The organism is Microvirga lupini (genome assembly GCF_014191055.1).
Lineage (GTDB): Bacteria > Pseudomonadota > Alphaproteobacteria > Rhizobiales > Beijerinckiaceae > Microvirga > Microvirga lupini_A.
The window spans coordinates 558,066-580,914 of the sequence record NZ_JACHWB010000003.1; the positions used below are offsets into that span (position 1 = coordinate 558,066).

Genomic DNA, 22,849 nt, shown 5'->3' on the forward strand with positions numbered 1-22,849 from the left:
TGGCTGTTCAAGGGCGCCGGCACGGACGCGTGGGACATCAGCTCCTCCGAGAGCTCGTCCGTCACGTCCAGACCCGTCCTCAGCGTCACCTATACCACTGGTTCTTCCGAACCGGTCAGGCCGGTGGTCTCGATCACCCCTGGCACCCCCAATCCGCAGATAGAGGGGCAGGGCGCTCAGATCAGCTTTACCATCACTCTCGACAAGCCCTCGAGTCAGCCGGTGACGGTGACTTATTCAACCGAGAACGGCACGGCGCTGGCCGGCAGTGATTTTACCGGGGTGAGCGGCGGTTCGGTGACGTTTGCACCAAACGAGACGTCCAAGACCGTCACGATCAATCTCATCAACGACTCGACCCCCGAGCCCGCCGAGTCGTTCAGCGTCAAGATTGATACTGCGACCAATGCGACGGTGAGTTCCACCAGCAACACCGCCACAGGGAATATCGCCGACAACGACACCGCCCCTACGACCGTGACGTTCCGGGACGGCCTTGGCGGCTACGCGGGCACGATCGACACGATGATCCGGCAGAATGCGCCCGGCGCGGGGGCCGGCGCCGCCACCACCCTCAGGGTCGACGCCGACGCCAATGCCGAGTACCAGACGCTGCTCGCCTTCACCAACCTGTTCGGCACCGGACCGGGGCAGATCCCGCCCGGCGCGATCATCACCTCGGCCAGCCTGACCCTGCGCACCACCAACGACTCGCTGCAGGGCGGCACGCTACACCGGATGAACACCAGCTGGGACGAGAACGCGACCTGGACCTCGCTCGGCAACGGCGTGCAGATCGGCAGCGAGGCCGATCTGGCGGCGGATGTTTCCACCGGGCGGACCGTCAACGGCAGCCGGAGCTTTGATGTCACGGAGAGCCTGCGGGCGTGGGCTGCCGGCGAGGACAATTACGGCTGGCTGTTCAAGGGCGCCGGCACGGACGCGTGGGACATCAGCTCCTCCGAGAGCTCGTCCGTCACGTCCAGACCCGTCCTCAGCGTCACCTATACGATGCCACAGAACACGAGCAGTCTGGCAGAGACCGCCCGTGTGGCCACGAGCAGCCAAGGGGACACGGCCTTGGTTCCCGATGGCGGCGAGACCTACACCGGTGGCCTAGGGGATGACGTCTTCATCTTCAGCCAGGGCAATGGCCACGACACCATCGTCAATTTCGTAGCAGGCGAGGCGTTGGAGGACCGGATCGATCTGCGGGGCATCGGAGCGGAGTTCAGCTTCGAGCAGTTGCAGGACCTGTTCCGGCAGGATGGTGGCGACACGGTGATCGACTTCGGCAATGGTGATGTGCTGCGTCTATCCGGCGTGCAGGCCAGCAAGCTTGTGGCCAGCGATTTCCTGCTGTAGCTCGCAAACCGCTGCTAGCCCTGATCCGGGACACCTCTTTTCTAGGACCGCGCAGTCGACCGGGCTCGCTACCCATTTGTTACCCAGAACGAAAAAACCGCCTCTCTAGGGAGGCGGTTTTCGAAATGATTTCAGAAGTTTAGATGTAAGCGAATCACTTAATCTTGGCTTCCTTGAACTCGACATGCTTCTTCGCGACCGGGTCGTACTTCTTGAACGACATCTTCTCGGTCATCGTGCGCGAGTTCTTCTTCGTCACGTAGAAATAGCCCGTGTCGGCGGTGGAGACGAGCTTCACTTTGATCGTTGCGGCTTTGGCCATGGTTCAAGACCTCTTGTTCGGTTCGACGGTTCGGGTGGCCCCAGGGCATCGCCGAAACGCAAAGGCCGGGCGAACCCGGCCGGAAAATCGTGCGGTTCCCATGCCCGATTATCGCGAGCCCGTCAAGGGTGAAGGGCTGTGAGGAGGTGCAATTCCTGCTCGGGAAGGCGCTACAGCAGCTCCTTCACGAAACGGCCACGCTGCTGGTGGAAGAAGGGGACCGGGAGCTGGTGGGCGAATCCGGCGGCGATGCGGGCTTCCAGCTCTCCGAGGATCACCGTGGTGATCGGCGGCAGGTCCAGGGCCTTGGCCTGATCGATGGTGACCCAGGCCAGCTCCACAAGCTCGGCTTCCGGCCCTATGACGTCCTCGACCTCGTCGGCGATGCCCGTTCGATCCACGGCGAAGAAGCGGGTGTCGAAGCGCCTCACGCGCTTCGGTGGCGTGATCGCCCGCCCGATGAAGTGCAGGGATTCGAGGTCCGGATGGACGCCCCGCTCCTGAAAGGCCGTCCAGGCGGTGCCGGCCGGTGCGCGTTCCGGGCTGCCGTATTCCTTGGTGCCGAGCAGAAGACCGGTCTCCTCGAAGGTTTCCCGAATCGAGGCGAGCGCCAGGGCCCGGCAGCGCTGGGTCGAGGGGCGGGTGACGCGGGCCATGAGGGCCTGTTCGGCGCGGGGGTGGAGAGCGCCCGTCACTGTCATGGAGCGGTCGCCGGCCTCGATGCGCCCACCCGGAAAGACGAACTTGCCCGGCATGAACTTGAGTCCCGCATGGCGCTTGCCCATGAGGACCTTCGGGGTCTTCGACTTGCGGTCGATGATGATGAGGGTTGCGGCGTCGACGGGGCGGAGAACGGGAGCCTTGGGGTTGGTCTCAGCGGAAACGAGGCGATCCATCTTCGCCAGGGTTTCGATATCCGTCACGTTCAATTGTCCTCGTCGTTCTTCCTGGCTCGGGCCACTCCAAAGCCATGCATCCCTAGCGCGTATTGCAGCCCCACGACAGCGCCTTTCATCGGCTGGAGCAGCGCCAGGCACAGGATCAGGGTCAGGGCCGGCCAAATGGCCAGATGCACCCACATGGGCACCTCCAGCTTGGTTTCCGACATGAGAATGCCGTAGCCGATGAGATGGCCGACGATGAAGATCACCAGATAGGGCGGCAGGTCGTCGGCCCGGTGATGGTGGAATTCCGTCCCGCAGGATTCGCAGTGATCGACAACCTTGAGGAAGCGCCTGAAGAGACGGCCTTGGTTGCAGGCGGGGCAATGATTCAGGAATCCGCGCCGCATGGCGGGGATGACCTTCACGTCGTTCGTGTCGACCGGGGTCGCGGTCTTGATCGTCAAAGACATATCCAGTCCTTCCGTCAGGCGCGCCCGCGCCGCTTGACCTTCACCCGCGTCGGGAAACGAGCGGCTTCCGCCGCCTTGGCCCGCCGGGCCGGCCGCTTGCCGCCTTTTCGACCGCCGCCGGTCTTGCCCGTGAACCGTCCCTTGGTGAGGAGCTCGAAGCGAAGCGCTCCCGCCACAGGCGCCGCTTCTACCAGCTTCACCTCGACCTTGTCGCCGAGGCGATAGGTCTCGCCGGTATCCTCGCCGCGCATCGAGTGAGTGGTCTCATCGTAGCGGTAATAGTCGTTGCCGATGGTGGCAGCCGGGACGAAGCCGTCCGCGCCGGTCTCGTTCAGCTTGATGAAGAGGCCGGCCTTCGACACGCCCGAGATCTGCCCTTCGAAGGTGGCCCCGATCCTGTCGGCCAGGAAATGCGCGATCAGGCGGTCGATCGTCTCACGCTCCGCCGCCATGGCCCGCCGCTCAGCCGCCGAGATCTTGGCGCTGATCTCGATCAGCTCCGCCCGGGTGGTGCTCTCGGGCAGACCGTCCTTGCCGAACTTCAGGGCCGAGACGAGCGCCCGGTGGACGATGAGGTCCGCATAGCGCCGGATGGGCGAGGTGAAGTGGGCGTAGCGGCGGAGGTTCAGGCCGAAATGGCCGTAATTCTCCGCCGAATATTCGGCCTGGGATTGCGAGCGCAGCACCACCTCGTTGATGAAGAGCTGGTGCTCTGAGCCGTCGACGCTCCGCAGGATACGGTTGAACAGCTCCGGCTTGATCGGTCCCTGTCCTGGAATCTTCAGGCCGATGGAAGCCAGAACCTCGCTCAACGAGCGCATCTTTTCCAATGAGGGCTCGTCGTGGACACGGTAGATCAGGTCCGAGTCCGCCTGCTCCAAGGCTTCAGCCGCCGCCACGTTGGCGAGGATCATGAACTCCTCGATGAGCTTGTGTGCCTCCAGCCGCTCGGGCACGAAGACCCGGTCCACGGTGCCGTCGGGTTTGAGCACGATCTTGCGCTCAGGCAGGTCGAGGAAGAGCGGCTCGCGGATGTCGCTGGCCTTCTTCACGAGCTCGTAGGCGGCCCAGAGGGGCTTCAGGATCGTGTCGAGGATCGGCGTCGTGACTTCATCCGGCCGGCCGTCGATGGCGGCTTGCGCCTGTTGGTACGAGAGCTTTTCCGCCGAGCGCATCATCACCCGGTGGAAGCTGTGGCGAACTTTGCGCCCATCGGGACCGATCACCATGCGGACCGCCAGGGCAGGGCGATCCTCGCGAGGCCTCAGGGAACAGAGATCGTTGGAGATCCGCTCCGGCAGCATGGGCACGACCCGGTCGGGGAAATAGACCGAGTTGCCGCGCTCCTGTGCTTCCCGGTCCATGGCGGAGCCGGGGCGCACATAGGCCGACACGTCGGCAATCCCCACGGTGACGACGAAACCGCCTGAATTGTTCGGGTCGTCGTCCGGCGCCGCATGGACGGCATCGTCATGGTCCTTGGCGTCCGGCGGATCGATGGTCACGAGGGGAAGGGCGCGCCAATCCTCGCGGCCGTCAAGGGTCGCGGGTTTCGCGGCCGCGGCCTCGTCCAGCACCGCCTTCGGGAACTCGTTGGGGATGTTGTGGGCGAAGATCGCGATGAGGCTCACGGCCTTCTCGGACTTCACGGAGCCGAGGCGCTCCTTCACCTTCGCGGTCGGCAGGCCGAAGCGGCCATGCTTGACGATGGACACGGCGATCAGGTCGCCGTCCTGCGCCTCGCCTTCGTCGCCAGGCCTGATCTGCAGCTCCTGATCGCGTGCCTTCTTGTCGACCGGGATCAGCCGTCCGCCGCCCTCGGGCCGGCTGCGGAAAATGCCCAGCACCTGGGCCTGCTTCTTGGCGATGATCTTGGTCACGCGGCCGGAATAGCGGTGGATCTCACCGGGCTTCAGCGGATCGACCCGGAGCAAGGCCCGGTCGCCGACGCCCGCCACCGGCATGCCGGGCCGGGGCTTGCGCGGGGTCACGATGATGATGGTCGGGATCGCGCCGTGCTCCTCATCCCATTCAGTCGGTACTGCGATCAGTTCGCCATCCCGGTCGCGCTGGGTTATGTCGGCGAGCACGACCGGCGGCAGCTGGCCGGCCTTGTGCATGGTCTTGCCCCGGCGGTCGACGATGCCCTCGATCTCCAGGTCCTTGAGGATCTGCTTGAGCCAGATGCGGTCGTTGCCCTTGATGTTGAAGTGATGGGCGATCTCCCGCTTGCCCACCTTGCCCTGGGCATGGGTGATGAAGGACGTGACCTCCTCGCGGGAGGGCAGACTGGTCCGGGTATCGGCATTGGATCGTTTGGCCAAGGGCAGAACTCGTTCGGTTGACAGGATCTTGTCGCATGCAAGCTTGGCCGCGACCAGCCCGGCGGCTGTCATTGTCATGACGCGCGGGGAGCCTAAGAGATCCATGAAGAGGCGAAGGGCCGTGCAGGCAAAAAATAAGGCCCCGCGAACGGAGCCTTGAGGGACCGGCCCGTGGGGGCAGAATGAGCCGGTGAGCTTGTACAACGGGCCGGCGCGGGGATGGTTCCCAATTTTTTTGAAAAAATTTTCGCTGTTCCGAAGCTCTTATCCATGGAAGCAGCATTGCTGGCGCGTCGGCCTCATTAAGGTACAAGTTGTCCTGCTCCAGCGGAAGGGATGACTTCTGCTTGTATTTCAGCTGCTTAGGGGCTGAGAATGCATGGGATACTGTTTATCCGGAGAGTTCTCTATAGCCTTAAAATCTGCACGGATCGTGGCTCGTACGTGTGATGATCTCATAGGGCGTCCCATGCTCAGTGCTCTCGAACAGGCCTATCTCGATTTCATGCGCCACCACGGCGGCCAGATTAGCATGGGTTATGTCGGCGCACAGGCCGGGACCGGCACCGGCGGCGTCGATGGCGCCGGCCCCATCGTGACCACCCAGAATGGTCGTATCGACACCGGTAACGGGATCAAGGAAGTCGTTGTTCGGGAGGACGGTACCCAGGTAGCGAGAGTTCTCGTAGACGGATTGGAGGGGAGGCTAACCGTTCTCGTAGATGGAACCGCAACGTACTCAGTGACTGCCGGAGATTTCCATTACACGGTTACGGAGTTTCCCGATGGTGCCAGAGCCGCCTCTATCGGCGATAGCGATGTTTGGGCCAATGGTTCACTTCAGCGGATGGCTCGTATTCCAGAACTACCTGGTATGGTGTCGATGTTGCAGGTGAACCATTTGTAATGATGGAAATTGCGGCATATGCGGAGCAAGCGACCGCTCTGATTAAAGAGCATCTGGGTAACGGGGCGTATCGAACGACTCAATGGACCGATGGAAGACGTGTCGCATATACTGACATTTACACCAGCGGCGACCCGGTCGCTAAAAAAGAGGTGCTCATCTTAGAAAACGGATTCGAGGCAGTCCGTTGGACCTACCATGACAACACCACCTGCGACGAGGTGCTGCCGCCGCCGAGCAGCGATTCAGACACGGATTCCGAAAAATACTCCCCAAGCCTCAAACTCGGTACCGCTCAGGCAGACCGGCTCCAAAACGATGGCTATCTCCTCGGGATGGAGGGCAATGACGTCCTGAATGGGAGTGCAAAAGCCGACTTCATCGACGGCGGCGACCGGCAGCGACACCCTGGACGGTGGAGCGGGAGCTGACCGGCTCATCGGCGGGTTCGGCTTCGATTTCGCAAGCTATGTCGGCGCTGCCGCCGGCGTGACGGTGAGCCTCACGATGCAGCACGCCAATGCGGGCGATGCTGCCGGCGACGAGCTGTTCTCAATCGAAGCGCTCATCGGTTCCAACTTCGGCGATAAGCTGTATGGCGACGATATGTCCAACCGCTTTCATGGCGGAGGCGGCAACGACGAGATGCATGCCTGGGCCGGAGACGATGCGCTTTACGGCGGCGACGGCGACGATCGCATCGTTGGCGGTGCCGGCGCCGATTACGTTTTCGGCGACACGGGCATCGACACAGCGGATTACTATACCGCCGCTACGGGCGTGGTGGTGGATCTGACGAACAGGGCACGCAACACGGGCGATGCCAAGGGCGACAGCTATCAGTCGATCGAGAACCTCGCCGGTTCCAAATTCGACGACAACCTGACCGCCGACAACAACGCCAATGCTATCCATGGCTACAGCGGTAACGACATGCTCCATGGTCTGCTAGGCAACGATACGCTTGAGGGCGACGGGGGCGACGATATCCTCATCGGCGGCGCGGGCGCGGATCGCCTGATTGGCGGCGCCGGCCTTGGCGACATGGTGGCCTACAATGCCGTCAACGGTATGGGCGTCACGGTCCATTTGGCGAAGCCGCAGCACAACTCCGGCGAGGCGGCGGGCGACACTTACGATGGCATCGAGAACGTGGCCGGCACTCAATACACTGACACTCTGGTCGGCGATGCCAAGAACAACATGCTCTACGGCCTCGGCTCCGATGACATCCTGCGCGGTGGGCTCGGCGCCGACGTGCTGGTCGGCGGCGAGGGCTTCGATTGGGCGTCCTATGCCGACGCGGTCTCAGGCGTACGGGTGGATCTCGTCAACCGCAGCGTCAATACGGGGGAAGCCGCGGGCGACAGCTACAGCGAGACCGAAGCGTTGCAGGGTTCGAGCTATGGCGATCAGCTCGCTGGCAATGAGATCGGCAATGCGCTCTCGGGCCTTGCCGGCAATGACGTGCTGCAGGGCCGGGGCGGCAACGACCATCTCGATGGTGGCGCCGGCGACGACATCCTCAACGGCGGTGCCGGCGGCGATGTGCTGATCGGTGGGCTGGGCTTCGACTGGGCCTCCTACATCGACGCTGCGGCGGGTGTGACGGCGGATCTGGCGAGCCATTCCGGCAACACGGGTGAAGCGGCCGGCGACAGCTACAGCGGGATCGAGGCGCTGCAGGGCTCGAACCATGGCGACGCGCTCGGCGGCGATGCCATCGGCAATGCTCTGTTCGGCTTGGGCGGCAACGACAGCCTGCAGGGGCGGGGCGGTAACGACCATCTCGATGGCGGCACCGGCGATGACATCCTCCACGGCGGCATCGGTGCCGACGTGCTCGATGGCGGCGCCGACTTCGACTGGGCCTCGTACGCGACAGCAACGGCCGGCGTGATCGCAAGCCTGTTGAACAGCGCGACCAATACCGGCGAGGCGGCCGGCGACTCTTACGTCGGCATCGAGGCGCTGCAGGGCTCGAACTACAACGATGTGCTCACTGCCGCCGACTATCTCGCGGGCAATGCACTTGTGGGCCTCGGTGGCAACGACGTGCTTTTCGGCCGTATCGGCAACGACTATCTCGAGGGCGGCGAAGGCAATGACGCGCTCTACGGTCAGACCGGCGCCGACGTGCTCACCGGCGGCAATGGCGACGATACGCTCGCGGGCGGCGCCAACGCCGATCAACTCACCGGTGGCGCGGGTGGGGACAGGTTCGTGTTCGACACGATCCTGGGCAACGGCAATATCGACCGGATTGCCGATTTCATGGTCGGGCAGGACGTGATGGCCTTGTCGCGCGACGTGTTCGGCAGCTTCATCTCTAGCGGCGCCCTATCTTCGGCAGCGTTGACGGCAGGCGCATCGGCGACGAGCGCGCACCATCGTCTGGTCTACAACAGCGCGACGGGCGCCTTGTCCTACGATGCGGACGGTCTAGGTGGCGCGGCACAGGTGCAGTTCGCTACGCTGAACCCCAACCTAGCCCTCAATACCTCATCCTTCGTTCTTATCTGAGGATGGGCGCGGGCGGCTCCACATCCCCGGAGCCGCGGCGCATGCAAACGAACACAAAAGCCGGCGCCATATGCGCCGGCTTTTGTGTTTAGGATTAAGCTTTCCGATACGTCGACGCATCCGTCGAAAGGATATCCGCATTGGGGCTTAGATATCCAGATCCGCCTCGTCGGCGAAGGCGGCGCGTTCCTGGATGAAGGCGAAGCGGGCTTCGGGTTTGTTGCCCATGAGGCGCTCCACGACATCGCTGGCCTCCGGCCGCTCCTCGTCGGCTACCACGACCTTCAGAAGCAGGCGCTTCTTCGGGTCCATGGTGGTTTCCTTCAGCTGGCCGGGCAGCATCTCGCCGAGGCCCTTGAAGCGGCTGATCTCGACCTTGCCGTTGCCTTTGAACACCGTCTTCATCAGGCGCTCCCGGTCGGCCTCGTCCCGGGCATAGGCCGACTTCGCCCCTTGCGTCAGCCGGTAGAGCGGCGGAACGGCGAGGTACAAGTGCCCATTGTCGATGAGCTTGGGCATCTGCCGATAGAAGAACGTGATCAGCAGGGTGGCGATGTGGGCGCCGTCCACGTCCGCGTCGGTCATGATGACGACCTTCTCGTAGCGGAGATCGGCCTCGCGGAACTGGGAGCCCTGGCCGCAGCCCAGCGCCTGGACGAGGTCCGAGATCTGCTGGTTCTGGTGCAGCTTGTCCCGACCGGCCGAGGCCACGTTCAGAATTTTTCCGCGTAAGGGGAGCACCGCCTGGGTGGCGCGGTCGCGGGCCTGCTTGGCGGAGCCGCCGGCCGAGTCGCCCTCGACCAGGAAGAGCTCGGAGCCCTTGGCGCCGGCGTTGGAGCAGTCGGCCAGCTTGCCGGGCAGGCGCAGCTTGCGGGTCGCGGTCTTGCGGGCGACTTCCTTCTCCTGGCGGCGGCGCAGGCGCTCCTCGGCCCGGTCGATCACCCAGTCGAGCAGCTTGTTGGCCTGCTGCGGCGAGGCGGCGAGCCAGTGGTCGAAGGTGTCGCGGATCGAATTTTCGACGATGCGGCCGGCCTCGACGGTGGCTAGCTTGTCCTTGGTCTGGCCCTGGAATTCCGGCTCGCGGATGAAGACCGACAGCATGGACGCGCAGGTGGCCATCACGTCGTCGGTGGTCACCGCCGCCATGCGCTTGGCCTGGTTCACGCGCTCGGCGTGCTCGCGGAGGCCCCGGAGCAGGGCGATGCGCAGGCCGTTCTCGTGCGTGCCGCCCTCGGGGGTGGGCACGGTGTTGCAGTATGAGGTGGAGAACCCGTCCTCGTTGGTCATCCAGGCGACCGCCCATTCCAGCGAGCCGTGGCTGCCGGGCTTGGTGATCTTGCCGGAGAAGATCTGGTCCGTGACCAGTTCCTTGCCGTCGATGTCGTGGAGCAGGTAGTCCTTCAGTCCGTTCGGGAACTTGAAGGTCGCCTCCGCCGGGACGTTGGTGACGCCCTCGATCAGTGACGGGGCGCATCTCCAGCGGATCTCGACGCCGCCGAACAGATAGGCCTTGGAGCGCGCCATCTTGAACAGGCGGCGGGGCTGGAAATGAGCCTCCTTGCCGAAGATCTGCCAGTCGGGCTTGAAGCGCACCTTGGTGCCGCGCCGGTTGAGCACGCGGCCCACGGTCTCGATTTTCCCTTGCGGAATGCCGCGGGAGAAGATCTGCCGGTAGAGGGTCTGGCCGCGAGCGACCTCGACCTCGAGAATTTCGGAAAGCGCGTTCACCACCGAGACGCCGACGCCGTGCAGGCCGCCCGAGGTCTCGTAGACCTTCGAGTCGAACTTGCCGCCCGCGTGCAGGGTGGTCATGATCACTTCGAGCGCCGACTTTTTCGGGAACTTGGGATGCGGATCGACCGGGATGCCGCGCCCGTTGTCGGTCACGGAGAGCCAGCCGCCTTCCTCCAGCTCCACCTCGATGAAAGTCGCGTGTCCCGCCACGGCCTCGTCCATAGAATTATCGATCACCTCGGCGAAGAGGTGGTGCAGGGCCTTCTCGTCCGTGCCGCCGATATACATGCCCGGCCGGCGGCGGACGGGCTCCAGCCCCTCCAGCACCTCGATGGCCGACGCGTCGTAGCCCGCCTCGCCCGGCGTGCCTTGCTGAGGCGGCGCCTGGCGTGAGACCTTGACGGCGGCGTTGCGGGCCGTGGCAGGCGTGGCGCGTTTGGCCGCGGCGCCCCCGAAGAGATCGTCGTTGTCTGTCATTGGGACCTTGGTCCGGGATGATGATTCGCGCTTCTTTACACTATTTCTCATCCCGTTTTTATACGAGAACAAAACGGAAACGTGAAGGTGATTTTCAGTCACAAGCGATAAAAGTCACGCATACGCTACTCTGTAAAGGTTACCAACGAATTCCCCCTAAAGGCTGTCTTACGCCTGTCATCCGGAACTGTTTAAATTCCATTCACGTTGAATGGTTAAGCATGAGCTTAACAGGAGATCTGGGCGTGACGACGCGGACGAACATGGCACCGGCACAGAAGCTTCACCTCGATCGCGCTGCGCGCAATGCGGGCGAGGCATTCGCCTTCGACGAGCCCGATGCCACACCGGGTACATCGCGCTCCTACGGATCGAGCCTGATCTGGCTCGGCATGGCCGCCGTGGCTTTGGCAGGGCTCAGCCTAGTCTTCTAACTTGTCGTCGGCATCCGGATTTCCTCCGAAGAGGCGAACGAGCCGGTCCTCCAGGCGCTTGCCGTAGGTCAGCAGGAACAGCGTGGCGAGCGTGCCGGCCACGGTGATGAACCAGGCACCCAGTCCCGCCGTTACGCCGAGGCTCGCAGCGATCCAGACGGTAGAGGCCGTGGTCAGGCCATGGACCTGCATTCGATCGCGATCCCGCAGGATCACGCCGGCTCCGAGAAACCCTAGACCCGTCAGGATGCCCTGCACCACGCGGCTGACGGCATCCTGCCCGAAATGCAGCCCCTCATAGACCGAGCCGGACAGGATCACGATGGCGGACCCGAGGGAGACGAGGGCCAAGGTCCGCATCCCGATCGGCTTGTTGTGGATGTCCCGGTTGAGGCCGACCACCATGCCGGCGAGGGCCGCTCCCAGGAGCCTCAGCGAAATCTCGATTTGGTCGCTGTGCTCCTCCCAGAGCCAGAACGCCCACTGTTCCATCGTGCTCAGCCCGCCTTAGCGGTCTTCTTTGCTGCAGCTTTCTTGGCCGCGGCCTTCTTCGGAGCCGCCTTCTTGGCCGTGCCCTTCTTGGCTGCGGTCTTGGTCGCAGCCTTCTTTGCCGCAGGAGCCTTGGCGGCAGCCTTCTTGGCAGGAGCTTTCTTAGCTGGAGCCTTGCGGCCGCGGGCAGCCTTCTTCGACGGACCGGCAGCCCGTCGCGCCTTCAGAAGCTCGACCGCATCGTCCAGCGTCACCGTCTCCGCGGCCATGGCCCGCGGCAGGGTCGCGTTGGTCTCGCCGTCTGTGACATAGGGGCCGAAGCGGCCGGCCTTCACCACGATGGGCTTGCCGGATTCCGGATCCTCGCCCAGGGGACGGCCCGGATCGGCTGCGCCACGACGGGCGCCGCCTCCGCCGCTTTCCTTGGTGACGATCAGGTCGATGGCCCGGTTCCCGCCGATCTCCAGCACATCATCGCCCGGTCCCAGATTGGCATAGGTCTTGCCGTGCTGAACGTAAGGCCCGTAGCGCCCGATGCTCGCCAGGATCGGCTCGCCGGATTCTGGGTGGATGGCCACCTGACGTGGCAGCGCCAAGAGCTTCAGGGCCTTTTCCAGATCGACCTGCGCCGGCGTCGTGCCCTTCGGCAGGGAGGAGCGCTTGGGCTTCTCGCCTTCGCCGAGCTGGACGAAGAAGCCGAAGCGACCGTCGCGCAGGGTGACCTCAAGGCCTGTCTCGGGATCCGTGCCAAGCACCTTCACCCCAGGCTGGCCGCCGTTCTCCGACAGGCCCTCACCGTCGGCCGCGACACCGGTGGCGGCAAGCTGGCGGGTATATTTGCACTCGGGGTAGTTCGAGCAGCCGATGAAGGAGCCGAACTTGCCGAGCTTGAGCGAGAGCTGGCCGGTGCCGCAGGTCGGGCATGTGCGCGGGTTGGAGCCGTCGCCCTTGTCCGGGAAGATGTGCGGCCCGAGCAGCTCGTTGAGCGCATCGAGCACTTCCGTGGTGCGCAGCTCCTTGGTCTCGCCGATGGCGGCGGAGAAGTGCTGCCAGAACTCGCGCATCACCTGCTTCCAGTCGATCTCGTTGTTCGAGACCCGGTCGAGCTGCTCCTCCAGGTCCGCGGTGAAGTCGTATTCCACATAGCGGCGGAAGAAGCTCTCCAGGAAGGCCGTGACGATGCGGCCCTTGTCCTCGGGGACGAGCCGCTTCTTCTCGATCTTCACATATTCGCGGTCGCGCAGGGTCTGCAACACGGCGGCATAGGTCGAGGGACGGCCGATGCCGAGCTCTTCCATGCGCTTGACCAGCGAGGCCTCGGAGTAACGCGGTGGCGGCTCGGTGAAGTGCTGGGTGGCAGCGATGCGGCGGCGCTCCAGCGGGTCGCCCGCCTTCATCGGCGGCAGGCGGCCTTCATCCTCGTCAGCCTCGTCGTCCTTGCTCTCGTTGTAGAGGGTCAGGAAGCCGTCGAACTTGATCACCTGGCCGGTGGCGCGCAGGTCGAGCTTGCGCGGGCCGACCTGGGCGGTGATGTCGGCCGTCGTGCGCTCCAGCTCCGCCGATTCCATCTGGCTCGCGATGGTGCGGGTCCAGATCAGGTCGTAGAGGCGGGCCTGCTCGGGCTCCAGATACTTCGCCACCTGTTTCGGCAGGCGGCCCATATCCGTCGGGCGCACGGCCTCGTGCGCTTCCTGGGCGTTCTTGGCTTTGGTGGTGTACTTGCGCGGGGCGCCCGGCACGTAGCGGTCGCCGTATTCCTTGCCGATCACCCGGCGGGCGGCCTGCACGGCTTCCGGCGCCATGTCGACGCCGTCGGTACGCATATAGGTGATGATGCCGACCGTCTCGCCGCCGATGTCTACACCCTCATAAAGGCGCTGCGCGATGCGCATGGTCTGGGCCGGCGCCAGTCCCAGCTTGCGCGAGGCCTCCTGCTGCAGGGTCGAGGTGGTGAAGGGCGGGTAGGGGTGGCGCTTGGCGGGCTTGGCCTCGATGTTGGCTACCGAGAAGGTGGCAAGCTCCAGGTCCTTCTTGAAGGCTTCCGCGTCCTTGCCGTTGCCGATGTCGAGGCGGGTGATCTTCTTGCCGTCGGCGCCGACAAGGCGCGCGTCGAACACGCCGCCGTCCTTGGTGGCGAGCGTCGCGATCAGCGACCAGTATTCCCGGGGCTTGAAGGTCTCGATCTCAAGTTCGCGGTCGCAGACGAGGCGCAAAGCGACCGACTGGACGCGGCCGGCCGAGCGGGCGCCCGGCAGCTTGCGCCACAGAACCGGCGACAGGGTGAAGCCCACGAGGTAGTCGAGAGCGCGGCGGGCCAAATAAGCATCGACCAGGGCCTGGTCGATCTGGCGCGGCTGGCGCAGGGCCGCCTGTACCGCGTCCTTGGTGATGGCGTTGAAGGTCACGCGTTCGACGGGCAGATCCTTCAGCACGCGCTTCTCGCGCAAAGCCTCCAGCACGTGCCATGAGATCGCCTCGCCCTCCCGGTCAGGGTCGGTGGCCAGGATCAGCTTCTCGGCGCCCTTGACCGCCTTGGCGATGTCGGAGACCCGCTTCGAGCCCCTGTCCTCGAGCGTCCAGATCATGCGGAAATCGGCATCCGGGTCGACCGAACCGTCCTTGGCGGGCAGATCGCGGATATGCCCGAAGGAGGCCAGGACCTCGTAATCCTTGCCGAGATACTTGTTGATCGTCTTGGCCTTGGCAGGCGACTCGACGACGAGGACTTTCATGGACGACTTCCTAAGCGCGGGAGCAGACGGACGCCCTGCTGCCAGGGCGGAGCCGGCGGTCAGCCCATGACCGCCGCGGGGCGGGAATAAGTGGTTGATGATCGCGGACAAGTCAAATCGGACTTGTCCTTATATTGCCTATATGGCCACGAAGGCCCTCTCCAGCAAGGGATTCACGGCCGGCCCAAGATCGTTGGCTCCGATCATCCGGGCCGGGGAGGCAAGGCGGGTCAGGGCGTAGGACTCGACGATTTCGGGCGGCGCGGAGCGGGCCAGGGCCGCCGTTGCCGCGAGGAGGAACAGCCTCTCGGCGATGAATCTGGCCCGGGCCTCGGCGTCGGCTGAGTGGAGCGCCATGACAAGATCCCGCGCGGCATCGGAGGCGCCCGGAAGGTCCCGGATCTCGGCCATGAGACGCTCGAGCACTGCAGTGGCGACCTCCGGCTCGCGGGTCTCGGCGCGCAGGATGTCGAGGGCGATCACGTTGCCCGAGCCCTCCCAGATGGCGTTGACGGGTGCCTCCCGGTAGAGCCGGGGCAGGGCGATCTCCTCCACGTAGCCGTTGCCGCCAAGGCATTCCATGGCCTCGTAGAGGAGGCGCGGGGCCGCCTTGCAGATGCCGAACTTGGCCGCCGGGGTGACGAGACGGGCATAGGACGCCTCGTGCTCGTCCATTGGCTGGAGATCGAAGCTGCGGGCCGCTCGCAGAGCCAGGGCCGTCATCGCCTCGCTCTCCAGGGCGAGATCCGCCAGAACCATCCGCATGGCCGGCTGGTCGATGAGCTTCTTCTGGAAAACGCTGCGATGCCGGGCGTGGTGGATGGCCAGCGCCAGCCCCATCCGCACGAGGCCGGCCGACGCCACGGCGCAGTCGAGGCGGGTGAGTTGCACCATCTCGATGATCGTGCGCACCCCGCGACCTTCCTCGCCGATCCGCCAAGCGAAGGCGTCGTGGAACTCGACCTCCGAGGAGGCATTCGAGTGGTTGCCGAGCTTGTCCTTCAGGCGCTGCAGGCGAAGAGTGTTGAGCGAGCCGTCGGGTCGGAAGCGGGGTAAGAGGAAGCAGGTGAGGCCGCCTGGCGCCTGGGCCAGCACCAGGAAGGCGTCGCACATGGGCGCCGAAAGGAACCATTTGTGTCCGGTCAGCGCATATTCATCGCCCGTCTTCGGATCGGCCCGGGTGGTGTTGGCGCGGACATCCGTCCCACCCTGCTTCTCCGTCATCCCCATGCCCAGGGTGACGGCAGCCTTCTCCCAGAATGGGATGAAGCGGGAATCGTAGGAGCGGGAGCGGATCTTCGGCAGCCACTCGGCTAAGTGGTTCGGAGCGGCAGCAAGCGCCGCCACCGAGGCATGGGTCATGGTGATCGGGCAGATATGGCCGCTCTCGACCCCCGACGCTGTGTAGATCCGCGCCGCGCGGGCCACATGGGCGTGGCCTGAGTTCGGCTCGTCCCAAGTGGAGGCGTGCAGGCCGTCCTCCATGCTCGCCCGCATGAGCACGTGATAAGCCGAGTGGAACTCCACCGCGTCGATCCGGTAGCCTCGCGCATCATGGGTGCGCAGAAGCGGCGGGTTCGCGTTGGCGAGCCGGCCGAGATCGATCCGCTCTGCCGAGCCCCAGGCGGCGCCAAAGGCGATGAGCCCCTCCGCTTCCGGATCGACACCATTCGCCTTCAGCGCGTAGAGAAGGGCTTGGTTCGTTGCGACGAGATTCACGTCCCCGAAGGGCGGCGTCTGGTTGAGGACGTCATGGGTTTCGAACGGGAGCATGGCTGCCAGCCCTCTCGAGATTATTCTTGTATATTCTAGCGCGGAGTGACCCTACGCGAAGAGAGCCAGCTTGCCGCCGTTTCTCGGAGCGCCTATAGCCATCGCTTTAAGATGACAGACGCCCCCCGATCCGTTTTTCCCCACCGGCATCTCCTCGGTATCGAGGGGTTGTCTCCCTTGGACATTCAGGCGCTGCTCGACCTCGCCGACGAACAGGTCGAGGTCAGCCGACAAGTCGAGAAGCGGAAGACGACCCTCCGGGGCCGGACGCAGATCAACCTCTTCTTCGAGGCCTCGACCCGCACGCAATCCTCCTTCGAGATTGCCGGCAAGCGGCTCGGCGCCGACGTGATGAACATGCAAGTCGGCTCGTCCTCGGTGAAGAAGGGCGAGACGCTGATCGACACGGCCGTGACGCTGAACGCCATGCGGCCCGACATCATCGTCGTGCGTCACCATGCGGCGGGCGCCGTGCATCTTCTGGCCCAGAAGGTCGACTGCTCGGTGGTCAATGCCGGCGACGGCGCGCACGAGCACCCGACCCAGGCGCTCCTCGACGCGCTCACCATCCGGCGCAACAAGGGCCGCATCGAGGGTTTGACGGTGGCGATCTGCGGCGACATCCTGCATTCGCGGGTGGCGCGATCCAACATGATCCTGCTCGCCGCCATCGGCGCGCGGGTGCGCCTCGTGGCCCCCTCGACCCTGATCCCGCCGGGCATCGCGCGGCTGGGTTTCGAGACCTTCACCAGCATGAAGGATGGTTTGAAGGACGCGGACATCGTCATGATGCTGCGCCTCCAGCGCGAGCGCATGAACGGCTCCTTCGTGCCCTCCGTGAAGGAGTATTTCCGCTTCTACGGGCTCGATCAGGAAAAGCTCTCCTACGCCAAGCCCGATGCGCTGGTGATGCATCCCGGCCCCATGAACCGGGGCGTGGAGATCTCCTCCGACGTGGCGGACGGCGCGCAGTCGCTCATCCGCGAACAGGTCGAAATGGGCGTCGCCGTGCGCATGGCGGTGCTGGAGGCTCTGGCGAGCCATCTGCCGAACCGGTGAGAGGCGTCATGAGCAACCAACCCATCCTCTTCAAGAACGCCCGCCTCATCGATCCCGCCAGCGACCGCGAGGAGCACGGTGCTGTGCTGGTGCGTGACGGTGTGATCGTCGCTGTCGGCCCGCAGGTTGCTGTCGACGCCGATGCGCAGGTGATCGATTGCGGTGGTCAGGTGCTGGCGCCCGGCCTCATCGACATGCGCGCTTTCATCGGCGAACCGGGCGGGCCCTATCGCGAGACCCTGAAGAGCGCCGGCGAGGCGGCCGCAGCGGGCGGCGTCACCACGGTGGTGTCAATGCCCGACACGAGCCCGGCCCTCGACGATCCGGCCGTGATCGACTTTATCGTCCGCCGCGCCCGCGACACCTCCATGGTCAATATCCGCCCGGCTGCGGCCCTCACGAAGGGCCTCCAGGGCGACGAGATGGCGGAGATCGGGCGCCTCAAGGAAGCCGGTGCCATCGCTTTCACGGATGGTGCGCGCTCCGTCACCAACGCCCAGGTGATGCGCCGGGCGCTCACCTATGCCCGCGACTTCGACGCGCTGATCATCCACCATGTGGAGGATCCCGATCTCGTCGGCCAAGGCGTGATGAACGAGGGCGAGTTCGCCTCGCGGCTCGGGCTGCCGGGCATCCCGCGCGAGGCCGAGACGGTGATGCTGGAGCGCGACATCCGCCTCGTGCGCCTCACCGGCGGGCGCTACCACGCGGCGATGATCTCCTGTGCCGACTCGGCCGAGATCGTGCGGGCTGCGAAGGCGAGGGGATTGCCCGTCACCTGCGGGGTCTCCATCAACCATCTGGCGCTCAACGAGAACGACATCGGCGATTACCGCACCTTCCTCAAACTCTCGCCGCCGCTGCGCCATGAGGACGACCGGCAGGCGATGATCGAGGCGCTGGCCGACGGCACCATCGACGTGATCGTCTCGGATCACAATCCACAGGATGTTGAGAACAAGCGCCTGCCCTTCGCCGAGGCGGCCGATGGGGCCGTGGGGCTCGAGACCCTGCTCTCGGCGGCCCTGCGCCTCGTCCATTCGGATCGCATCTCGCTGCCGAAGCTCCTGCGTGCCCTGTCCACCAAACCGGCCGAAATCCTTGGTCTTCCGGGAGGGCGGCTGACTGTGGGTGCTCCAGCCGACCTGATCGTGTTCGATCCTGATGCGCCCTACGTGCTCGACAAGCGCCAGCTCAAGTCCCTGTCCAAGAACTCGCCTTTCGACGAAGCGCGCCTCGAAGGCCAGGTGACCATCACGATGGTGGCGGGCCGGGTGGTTTTTCAACGCGAAACGATGTAACGAGAAGTGAATGTCTGACGAGGCCAATCTCCTGTACCTGCTGGCGGCTCTGCTTTTCGGCTATCTTCTGGGCTCGATCCCGTTCGGCCTTATCTTCACCCGCATGGCCGGATTGGGCGATGTGCGGAAGATCGGCTCCGGCAATATCGGCGCCACCAATGTGCTGCGCACCGGCCGCAAGGGCCTTGCAGCCGCGACGCTCCTGGCCGATGCCCTGAAGGGCACGGCCGCCGTGCTCGTCGCGGCGCAATGGGGGCCGCAATTCGCAACGGTCGCCGCCCTCGGGGCCTTCCTGGGCCATCTCTTTCCGGTCTGGCTCGGGTTCAAGGGCGGCAAGGGCGTTGCCACCTTCATCGGCGTCCTGATCGGCCTGAAGCCCCTGGCGGCGCTGATCTTCTGCCTGATCTGGCTCGGGGTCGCTTTCGCGTCCAAGTATTCCTCGCTCTCGGCCCTGGTCGCCAGTGCGGCGTCACCGATCGTTCTTTGGCTGCTGGGCGAGCCCGGAATGGCCGGGATCGCCGTGGTGCTGGTAGCGCTCCTGTGGTGGAAGCACGGGCAGAATATCAGCCGCCTCCTTGCCGGAACCGAAGGCAAGATCGGCCAGAAGGGATGATTCCATGATCCTGACGGATGAGCAGCGTCTCGATTGGCTTCGCCTCATCCGCTCGGAAAATGTCGGGCCGCGCACCTTCCGCGCCCTGATCAACCAATATGGCGGCGCCGCCGCGGCGCTCGACGCCCTGCCGGATCTCGCCCGCCGCGGCGGGCGCCTGCTGCTCAAGGTGTGCAGCCGGACGGAGGCCGAAAAGGAGATGGCCGCGGCCGCGCGCCTCGGAGTGCGCTTCATCGCCATGGGCGAGTCGGATTATCCGAAGACCCTGCAGGCCATCGATACGGCCCCACCTTTGATTGCGCTGCGCGGCAATGCTGCCGTGTTGGCCAAGCCCTCCGTTGCCATCGTGGGCTCGCGCAATGCCTCCGCGTCCGGCCTGACCTTCGCCGAGCGGCTCGCGCGGCAGCTGGGCGAGGCGGGCTACGTCATCGTGTCGGGACTGGCGCGTGGCATCGACACGCGGGCGCATAAGGCGACACTGGAAACGGGCACCGTCGCGGTGCTGGCCGGCGGGCATGACCGGATCTATCCGGCGCAGAACGAGCCGCTGCTGCAGGCGATCCTGGAGCAGGGCGGGGCGGTGGTCTCCGAGATGCCCATGGGCTGGGAGCCGCGCGGGCGCGACTTCCCGCGCCGCAACCGCATCGTCTCCGGCCTGTCCTATGGGGTCGTTGTGGTGGAGGCAGCCCGCCGCTCCGGCTCGCTGATCACGGCGCGCTTTGCCTTGGAGCAGGGCCGCGAGGTTTTTGCCGTTCCGGGCTCGCCGCTCGATCCCCGGGCCGAGGGCACTAACGATCTCATCCGCGATGGCGCGACCCTCTGCGCCGGAATCGAGCATGTCACGAGCGTTCTGGAGCCGCTGGTCGCCTCGGGCCCGCGCCTCGACCGGAGCGCCGAGGAGCCGCACTACACCCTTGGATCGGAAGAGCTCTGGGACGAGCTCGACCTGCCCGACATTGCCCGCGCGCCGGTGCGGCCCGTCATGCCCGAGGCCGGGATCGACGACGAGGCGGAGGAGGGGCAGGCCGACCTGATCACGTTCCTTGGCCCGTCGCCGGTGGCCATCGACGATCTCGTCCGGCAATCCGGCCTCTCGATCCGCTCGGTCCAGATGGCTTTGCTGGAACTCGAGATTGCCGGACGGCTCGAGCGTCACGGCGGCAATGCGGTGTCGCTGCTTGGGTCTTAGCTCTCCTTGTCGCCGGACTGCACGGCGCGAATGGCCTCCAGCCGGGCCATGTCGAGCAGATAGGCCAGAAGATCCAGGTTGGCGTTGCGGGCGAGGTAGGACAGCTCTGCCGAGAACTCGGCCACATACCGGGCTGTTTCCGTCGGGGTCATTCCATCACCCAGGTGGGCGCTGTCGTCATCTCCTAAAGGATCTGTGACGGACCGGGCTTTCCCGGAAGGGCGCAGGGCTCTGGTCATGACGTATGAAGCTGTCTCAGTGTTGCAATTCTCCTAGTTAGCAACACAACCGTAAATAAGACAAGTCGTCATATTATACTTGCAATTGTAGATTGCCGAATCTCATCAACCGAGGAGGGAGATGAGCACCGGCATGGAGAGCAGGGCGAGCAGGGTCTGCAGGGTCAGGATCTCCGCCATGAGCCCGGCGTTGCCCCCCATCTGGCGCGCCAGCACGTAGGACGCGCTGGCAGACGGCACCGAGGCGGCAATGATGGTCACCGTCATGTCGTTGCCCGTCACTCCCACGAGGTTGGCCAGGGTTCCGGCCATGATCGGCAGAAGAACCAGCTTGAGACCCCCAGACAGCGCGTGAGGCAGGCCGGGCCGGGCTAGGCGCCGGATGTCGAGACCCGCGCCGACGATCAGGAGGCCTGCGGCCAGCGCCGCGCGGCCGATGATGTCGATGTAGATCGCGACCGGCTTCGGCAGCGGAGGCGCCAGCAGGTTGAGGGTCAGCCCCACCGCGCAGGACCAGATGAACGGGTTGGTCACGAAGGAGCGCAGGATATCCCAGGGGCTGCGCCGGGGCTGGCCGGCGAAGCGGATGAACACGTAGAAGGCGAGGAGGTTGAGCAGCGGCACCATGGCCGCGATGGCGACCGCGATCAGCGCGATGCCCCGCTGGCCGAACAGGCTGCCGGCGACCGCGAGGCCCACGAAGGTGTTCCAGCGCGTCGCACCCTGGAAGATCGACGTGAAGCTCGGGCCGTCAATGCAGAAATGGCGCTCCAGCACCGGGCGCAGCGCCAGCACGATCACCGCCGTGGTAAGGATCGCGCCGATCAGCGCCCCGCCGACGCCGAGCACCGGCACGGACGAGAGATCGGCCCGTGACAGGGTATCGATGATCAGAGCCGGGAAGAAGATCACGTAGGTAACGCGCTCCAGCCCCGCCCATTGCTGCTCGCCTACGAAACCGGTGGCGCGGCACAGCCAGCCGGTGGCGATGATCAGGAAGGTCGGAATCAGGCTGGCGAAGATGGCGGACATGGGAAGCCCAGGCGGGAGGGAGCGGGCAATCCGGCAATAGCGGCGTGCACGATGCGCTTAAGGCGGATCGGGGCCATCGACAAGCGGCGGATAAGCTTGCATTGGATTCCGGCCCCGATACTCCACTTGTCTTTTCTCGCGTTCCGCCAGAGGCCCCATGATCCAGGTGACGAACTCCATTGCGCTCGACGAAGCTGAACTCCAGGAAAGCTTCATCCGCGCCTCGGGCCCAGGCGGGCAGAACGTCAACAAGGTGGAAACCGCCGTCCAGCTGCGCTTCGACGTCCGCAACTCGCCGTCATTGCCGGACTACGTGAAGGAGAAGCTGGAAAGAATTGCGGGCAGTCGCATGACCAACGAGGGGGTGCTGATCATCACGGCCCAGCGTTTCCGCTCTCAGGAACGCAACCGTGAGGATGCCGTCGAGCGCCTCGTCGAGATGATCCGTCAAGCGACAGAGCGGCCGAAACCGCGCCGGCCCACGCGACCGACGCTCGCCTCCAAGAAGCGCAGGCTGGAGGCCAAGGGACGACGCGCCGAGATCAAGAAGGGCCGCAGCGGCAAGCCGGGCTTCGACTGAGCTTACCCTTGAAGAACGATGCCGCCGAAACCGAGAAGATCGGCAAAGACGGCGAACACGACCCCAAGACCGACGAGGATGAGCCCGGTCAGGAAAAACCGGACTGAGCGGTTGTATCGCTTGAGTTGGAGCGAGGACACCAGGAGCAGATCGGCCAGTGCCTTGATTTGCAGGGCCAGCCCTAGGGTGATCAGGGCGACCGACACGAGATCCGAACGGGTCCATTCGCCGGGAAGCGCCGCCCAGCGGCTCAGGAATCCCAGAGAGAAGCCGACGACGACGCCGATGGCCGTGACCGAGCCGTTGCGGAAGGTCGAGTCGATGCGCTGCTGTTCGTCGCGCTGGGCAGGTTCAACCGCATCCCTCGTCATCGTCCGGCTCCAAGCGAGAGCGTTTCTTGAA

21 protein-coding genes are annotated in these 22,849 nt (G+C 64.9%); 10 read left to right on the forward strand and 11 right to left on the reverse strand.

Features of this window, described 5'->3' with window-relative positions; genetic code table 11:
• On the forward strand, positions 1–1,365 hold a 1,365-nt coding region (locus FHR70_RS14180; RefSeq protein WP_281381343.1), incomplete at its 5' end, for a Calx-beta domain-containing protein.
• 154 nt (positions 1,366–1,519) lie between these two features.
• Here FHR70_RS14180 and rpmG read toward each other — a convergent pair.
• The 4 genes from rpmG to rnr form a co-directional block, all read right to left on the reverse strand.
• Positions 1,520–1,687: a 50S ribosomal protein L33 gene (gene rpmG, locus FHR70_RS14185; protein ID WP_173950390.1), complete on the reverse strand. Its 168-nt coding sequence runs from the start codon at positions 1,685–1,687 to the stop codon at positions 1,520–1,522.
• Between the two features lie 170 nt (positions 1,688–1,857).
• Positions 1,858–2,583 carry an NUDIX hydrolase gene (locus tag FHR70_RS14190; protein WP_210277648.1) on the reverse strand — a complete coding sequence of 242 codons (726 nt, stop codon included), beginning with the start codon at positions 2,581–2,583 and terminating at the stop codon, positions 1,858–1,860.
• Positions 2,584–2,612: 29 nt separating this feature from the next.
• Complete coding sequence (locus tag FHR70_RS14195; RefSeq protein WP_246408159.1) at positions 2,613–3,041, reverse strand: DUF983 domain-containing protein; 429 nt, start codon at positions 3,039–3,041, stop codon at positions 2,613–2,615.
• Between the two features lie 14 nt (positions 3,042–3,055).
• Complete coding sequence (rnr, locus tag FHR70_RS14200; RefSeq protein ID WP_246408161.1) at positions 3,056–5,365, reverse strand: ribonuclease R; 2,310 nt, start codon at positions 5,363–5,365, stop codon at positions 3,056–3,058.
• A gap of 469 nt (positions 5,366–5,834) precedes the next feature.
• Here rnr and FHR70_RS14205 point away from each other — a divergent pair, with 469 nt between their 5' ends.
• The 3 genes from FHR70_RS14205 to FHR70_RS24355 are packed head-to-tail and all read left to right on the forward strand — an operon-like array spanning position 5,835 to position 8,795.
• Complete coding sequence (locus FHR70_RS14205; protein ID WP_183451193.1) at positions 5,835–6,272, forward strand: hypothetical protein; 438 nt, start codon at positions 5,835–5,837, stop codon at positions 6,270–6,272.
• Positions 6,272–6,703, forward strand: a complete 432-nt coding sequence (locus tag FHR70_RS14210) for a hypothetical protein (protein ID WP_183451195.1) — start codon at positions 6,272–6,274, stop codon at positions 6,701–6,703. The genes FHR70_RS14205 and FHR70_RS14210 overlap by 1 nt, the downstream gene beginning before the upstream one ends.
• The gene (locus tag FHR70_RS24355) at positions 6,630–8,795 is read left to right on the forward strand and encodes a calcium-binding protein (RefSeq protein WP_183451197.1); all 2,166 of its coding nucleotides are present in this window, start codon (positions 6,630–6,632) and stop codon (positions 8,793–8,795) included. The genes FHR70_RS14210 and FHR70_RS24355 overlap by 74 nt, the downstream gene beginning before the upstream one ends.
• A 147-nt stretch (positions 8,796–8,942) precedes the next feature.
• On the opposite strand, the gene parE is transcribed toward FHR70_RS24355, so the two are convergent.
• The gene (gene parE / locus FHR70_RS14220; RefSeq protein WP_183451199.1) at positions 8,943–11,006 is read right to left on the reverse strand and encodes a DNA topoisomerase IV subunit B; all 2,064 of its coding nucleotides are present in this window, start codon (positions 11,004–11,006) and stop codon (positions 8,943–8,945) included.
• 245 nt (positions 11,007–11,251) lie between these two features.
• Here parE and FHR70_RS14225 point away from each other — a divergent pair, with 245 nt between their 5' ends.
• A complete protein-coding gene (locus FHR70_RS14225) occupies positions 11,252–11,440 on the forward strand; it encodes a hypothetical protein (protein ID WP_183451200.1) in 189 nt (62 codons plus the stop codon).
• Here the strand turns inward: FHR70_RS14225 and FHR70_RS14230 are convergent.
• The 3 genes from FHR70_RS14230 to FHR70_RS14240 all read right to left on the reverse strand — a co-directional run bounded on the left by FHR70_RS14230 (position 11,429) and on the right by FHR70_RS14240 (position 16,434).
• Positions 11,429–11,932, reverse strand: coding sequence for an MgtC/SapB family protein (locus FHR70_RS14230; protein ID WP_183451202.1), 504 nt, complete (start codon positions 11,930–11,932; stop codon positions 11,429–11,431). The two genes, FHR70_RS14225 and FHR70_RS14230, sit on opposite strands and share 12 nt — an antisense overlap.
• 5 nt (positions 11,933–11,937) lie before the next feature.
• Positions 11,938–14,661 carry a type I DNA topoisomerase gene (topA, locus tag FHR70_RS14235; protein ID WP_183451204.1) on the reverse strand — a complete coding sequence of 908 codons (2,724 nt, stop codon included), beginning with the start codon at positions 14,659–14,661 and terminating at the stop codon, positions 11,938–11,940.
• 138 nt (positions 14,662–14,799) lie between these two features.
• Positions 14,800–16,434, reverse strand: coding sequence for an isovaleryl-CoA dehydrogenase (locus FHR70_RS14240; RefSeq protein WP_183451206.1), 1,635 nt, complete (start codon positions 16,432–16,434; stop codon positions 14,800–14,802).
• Between the two features lie 111 nt (positions 16,435–16,545).
• Between FHR70_RS14240 and FHR70_RS14245 the strand changes: the two genes are divergently transcribed.
• The 4 genes from FHR70_RS14245 to dprA are packed head-to-tail and all read left to right on the forward strand — an operon-like array spanning position 16,546 to position 20,596.
• A complete protein-coding gene (locus FHR70_RS14245) occupies positions 16,546–17,493 on the forward strand; it encodes an aspartate carbamoyltransferase catalytic subunit (RefSeq protein WP_183451208.1) in 948 nt (315 codons plus the stop codon).
• A gap of 8 nt (positions 17,494–17,501) precedes the next feature.
• Positions 17,502–18,794: a dihydroorotase gene (locus tag FHR70_RS14250; RefSeq protein WP_183451211.1), complete on the forward strand. Its 1,293-nt coding sequence runs from the start codon at positions 17,502–17,504 to the stop codon at positions 18,792–18,794.
• Positions 18,795–18,804: 10 nt separating this feature from the next.
• Positions 18,805–19,407 (forward strand): glycerol-3-phosphate 1-O-acyltransferase PlsY, encoded by a 603-nt coding sequence (gene plsY / locus FHR70_RS14255; protein ID WP_183451213.1) that lies wholly within the window; start codon positions 18,805–18,807, stop codon positions 19,405–19,407.
• A gap of 4 nt (positions 19,408–19,411) precedes the next feature.
• Positions 19,412–20,596 (forward strand): DNA-processing protein DprA, encoded by a 1,185-nt coding sequence (dprA, locus tag FHR70_RS14260; protein WP_183451215.1) that lies wholly within the window; start codon positions 19,412–19,414, stop codon positions 20,594–20,596.
• Here dprA and FHR70_RS14265 read toward each other — a convergent pair.
• Entirely contained in the window at positions 20,593–20,748 is a 156-nt protein-coding gene (locus tag FHR70_RS14265) for a hypothetical protein (protein WP_183451217.1), read from the reverse strand. The genes dprA and FHR70_RS14265 overlap by 4 nt on opposite strands.
• A gap of 192 nt (positions 20,749–20,940) precedes the next feature.
• Entirely contained in the window at positions 20,941–21,867 is a 927-nt protein-coding gene (locus tag FHR70_RS14270; RefSeq protein ID WP_183451219.1) for an AEC family transporter, read from the reverse strand.
• A 157-nt stretch (positions 21,868–22,024) separates the two neighbouring features.
• Here FHR70_RS14270 and arfB point away from each other — a divergent pair, with 157 nt between their 5' ends.
• On the forward strand, positions 22,025–22,447 hold the full coding sequence (arfB, locus tag FHR70_RS14275; RefSeq protein WP_183451220.1) for an alternative ribosome rescue aminoacyl-tRNA hydrolase ArfB: 423 nt from the start codon (positions 22,025–22,027) through the stop codon (positions 22,445–22,447).
• Between the two features lie 2 nt (positions 22,448–22,449).
• Here arfB and FHR70_RS14280 read toward each other — a convergent pair whose 3' ends face one another.
• Complete coding sequence (locus FHR70_RS14280) at positions 22,450–22,818, reverse strand: hypothetical protein (protein ID WP_183451222.1); 369 nt, start codon at positions 22,816–22,818, stop codon at positions 22,450–22,452.
• Positions 22,819–22,849 lie beyond the last annotated feature (31 nt).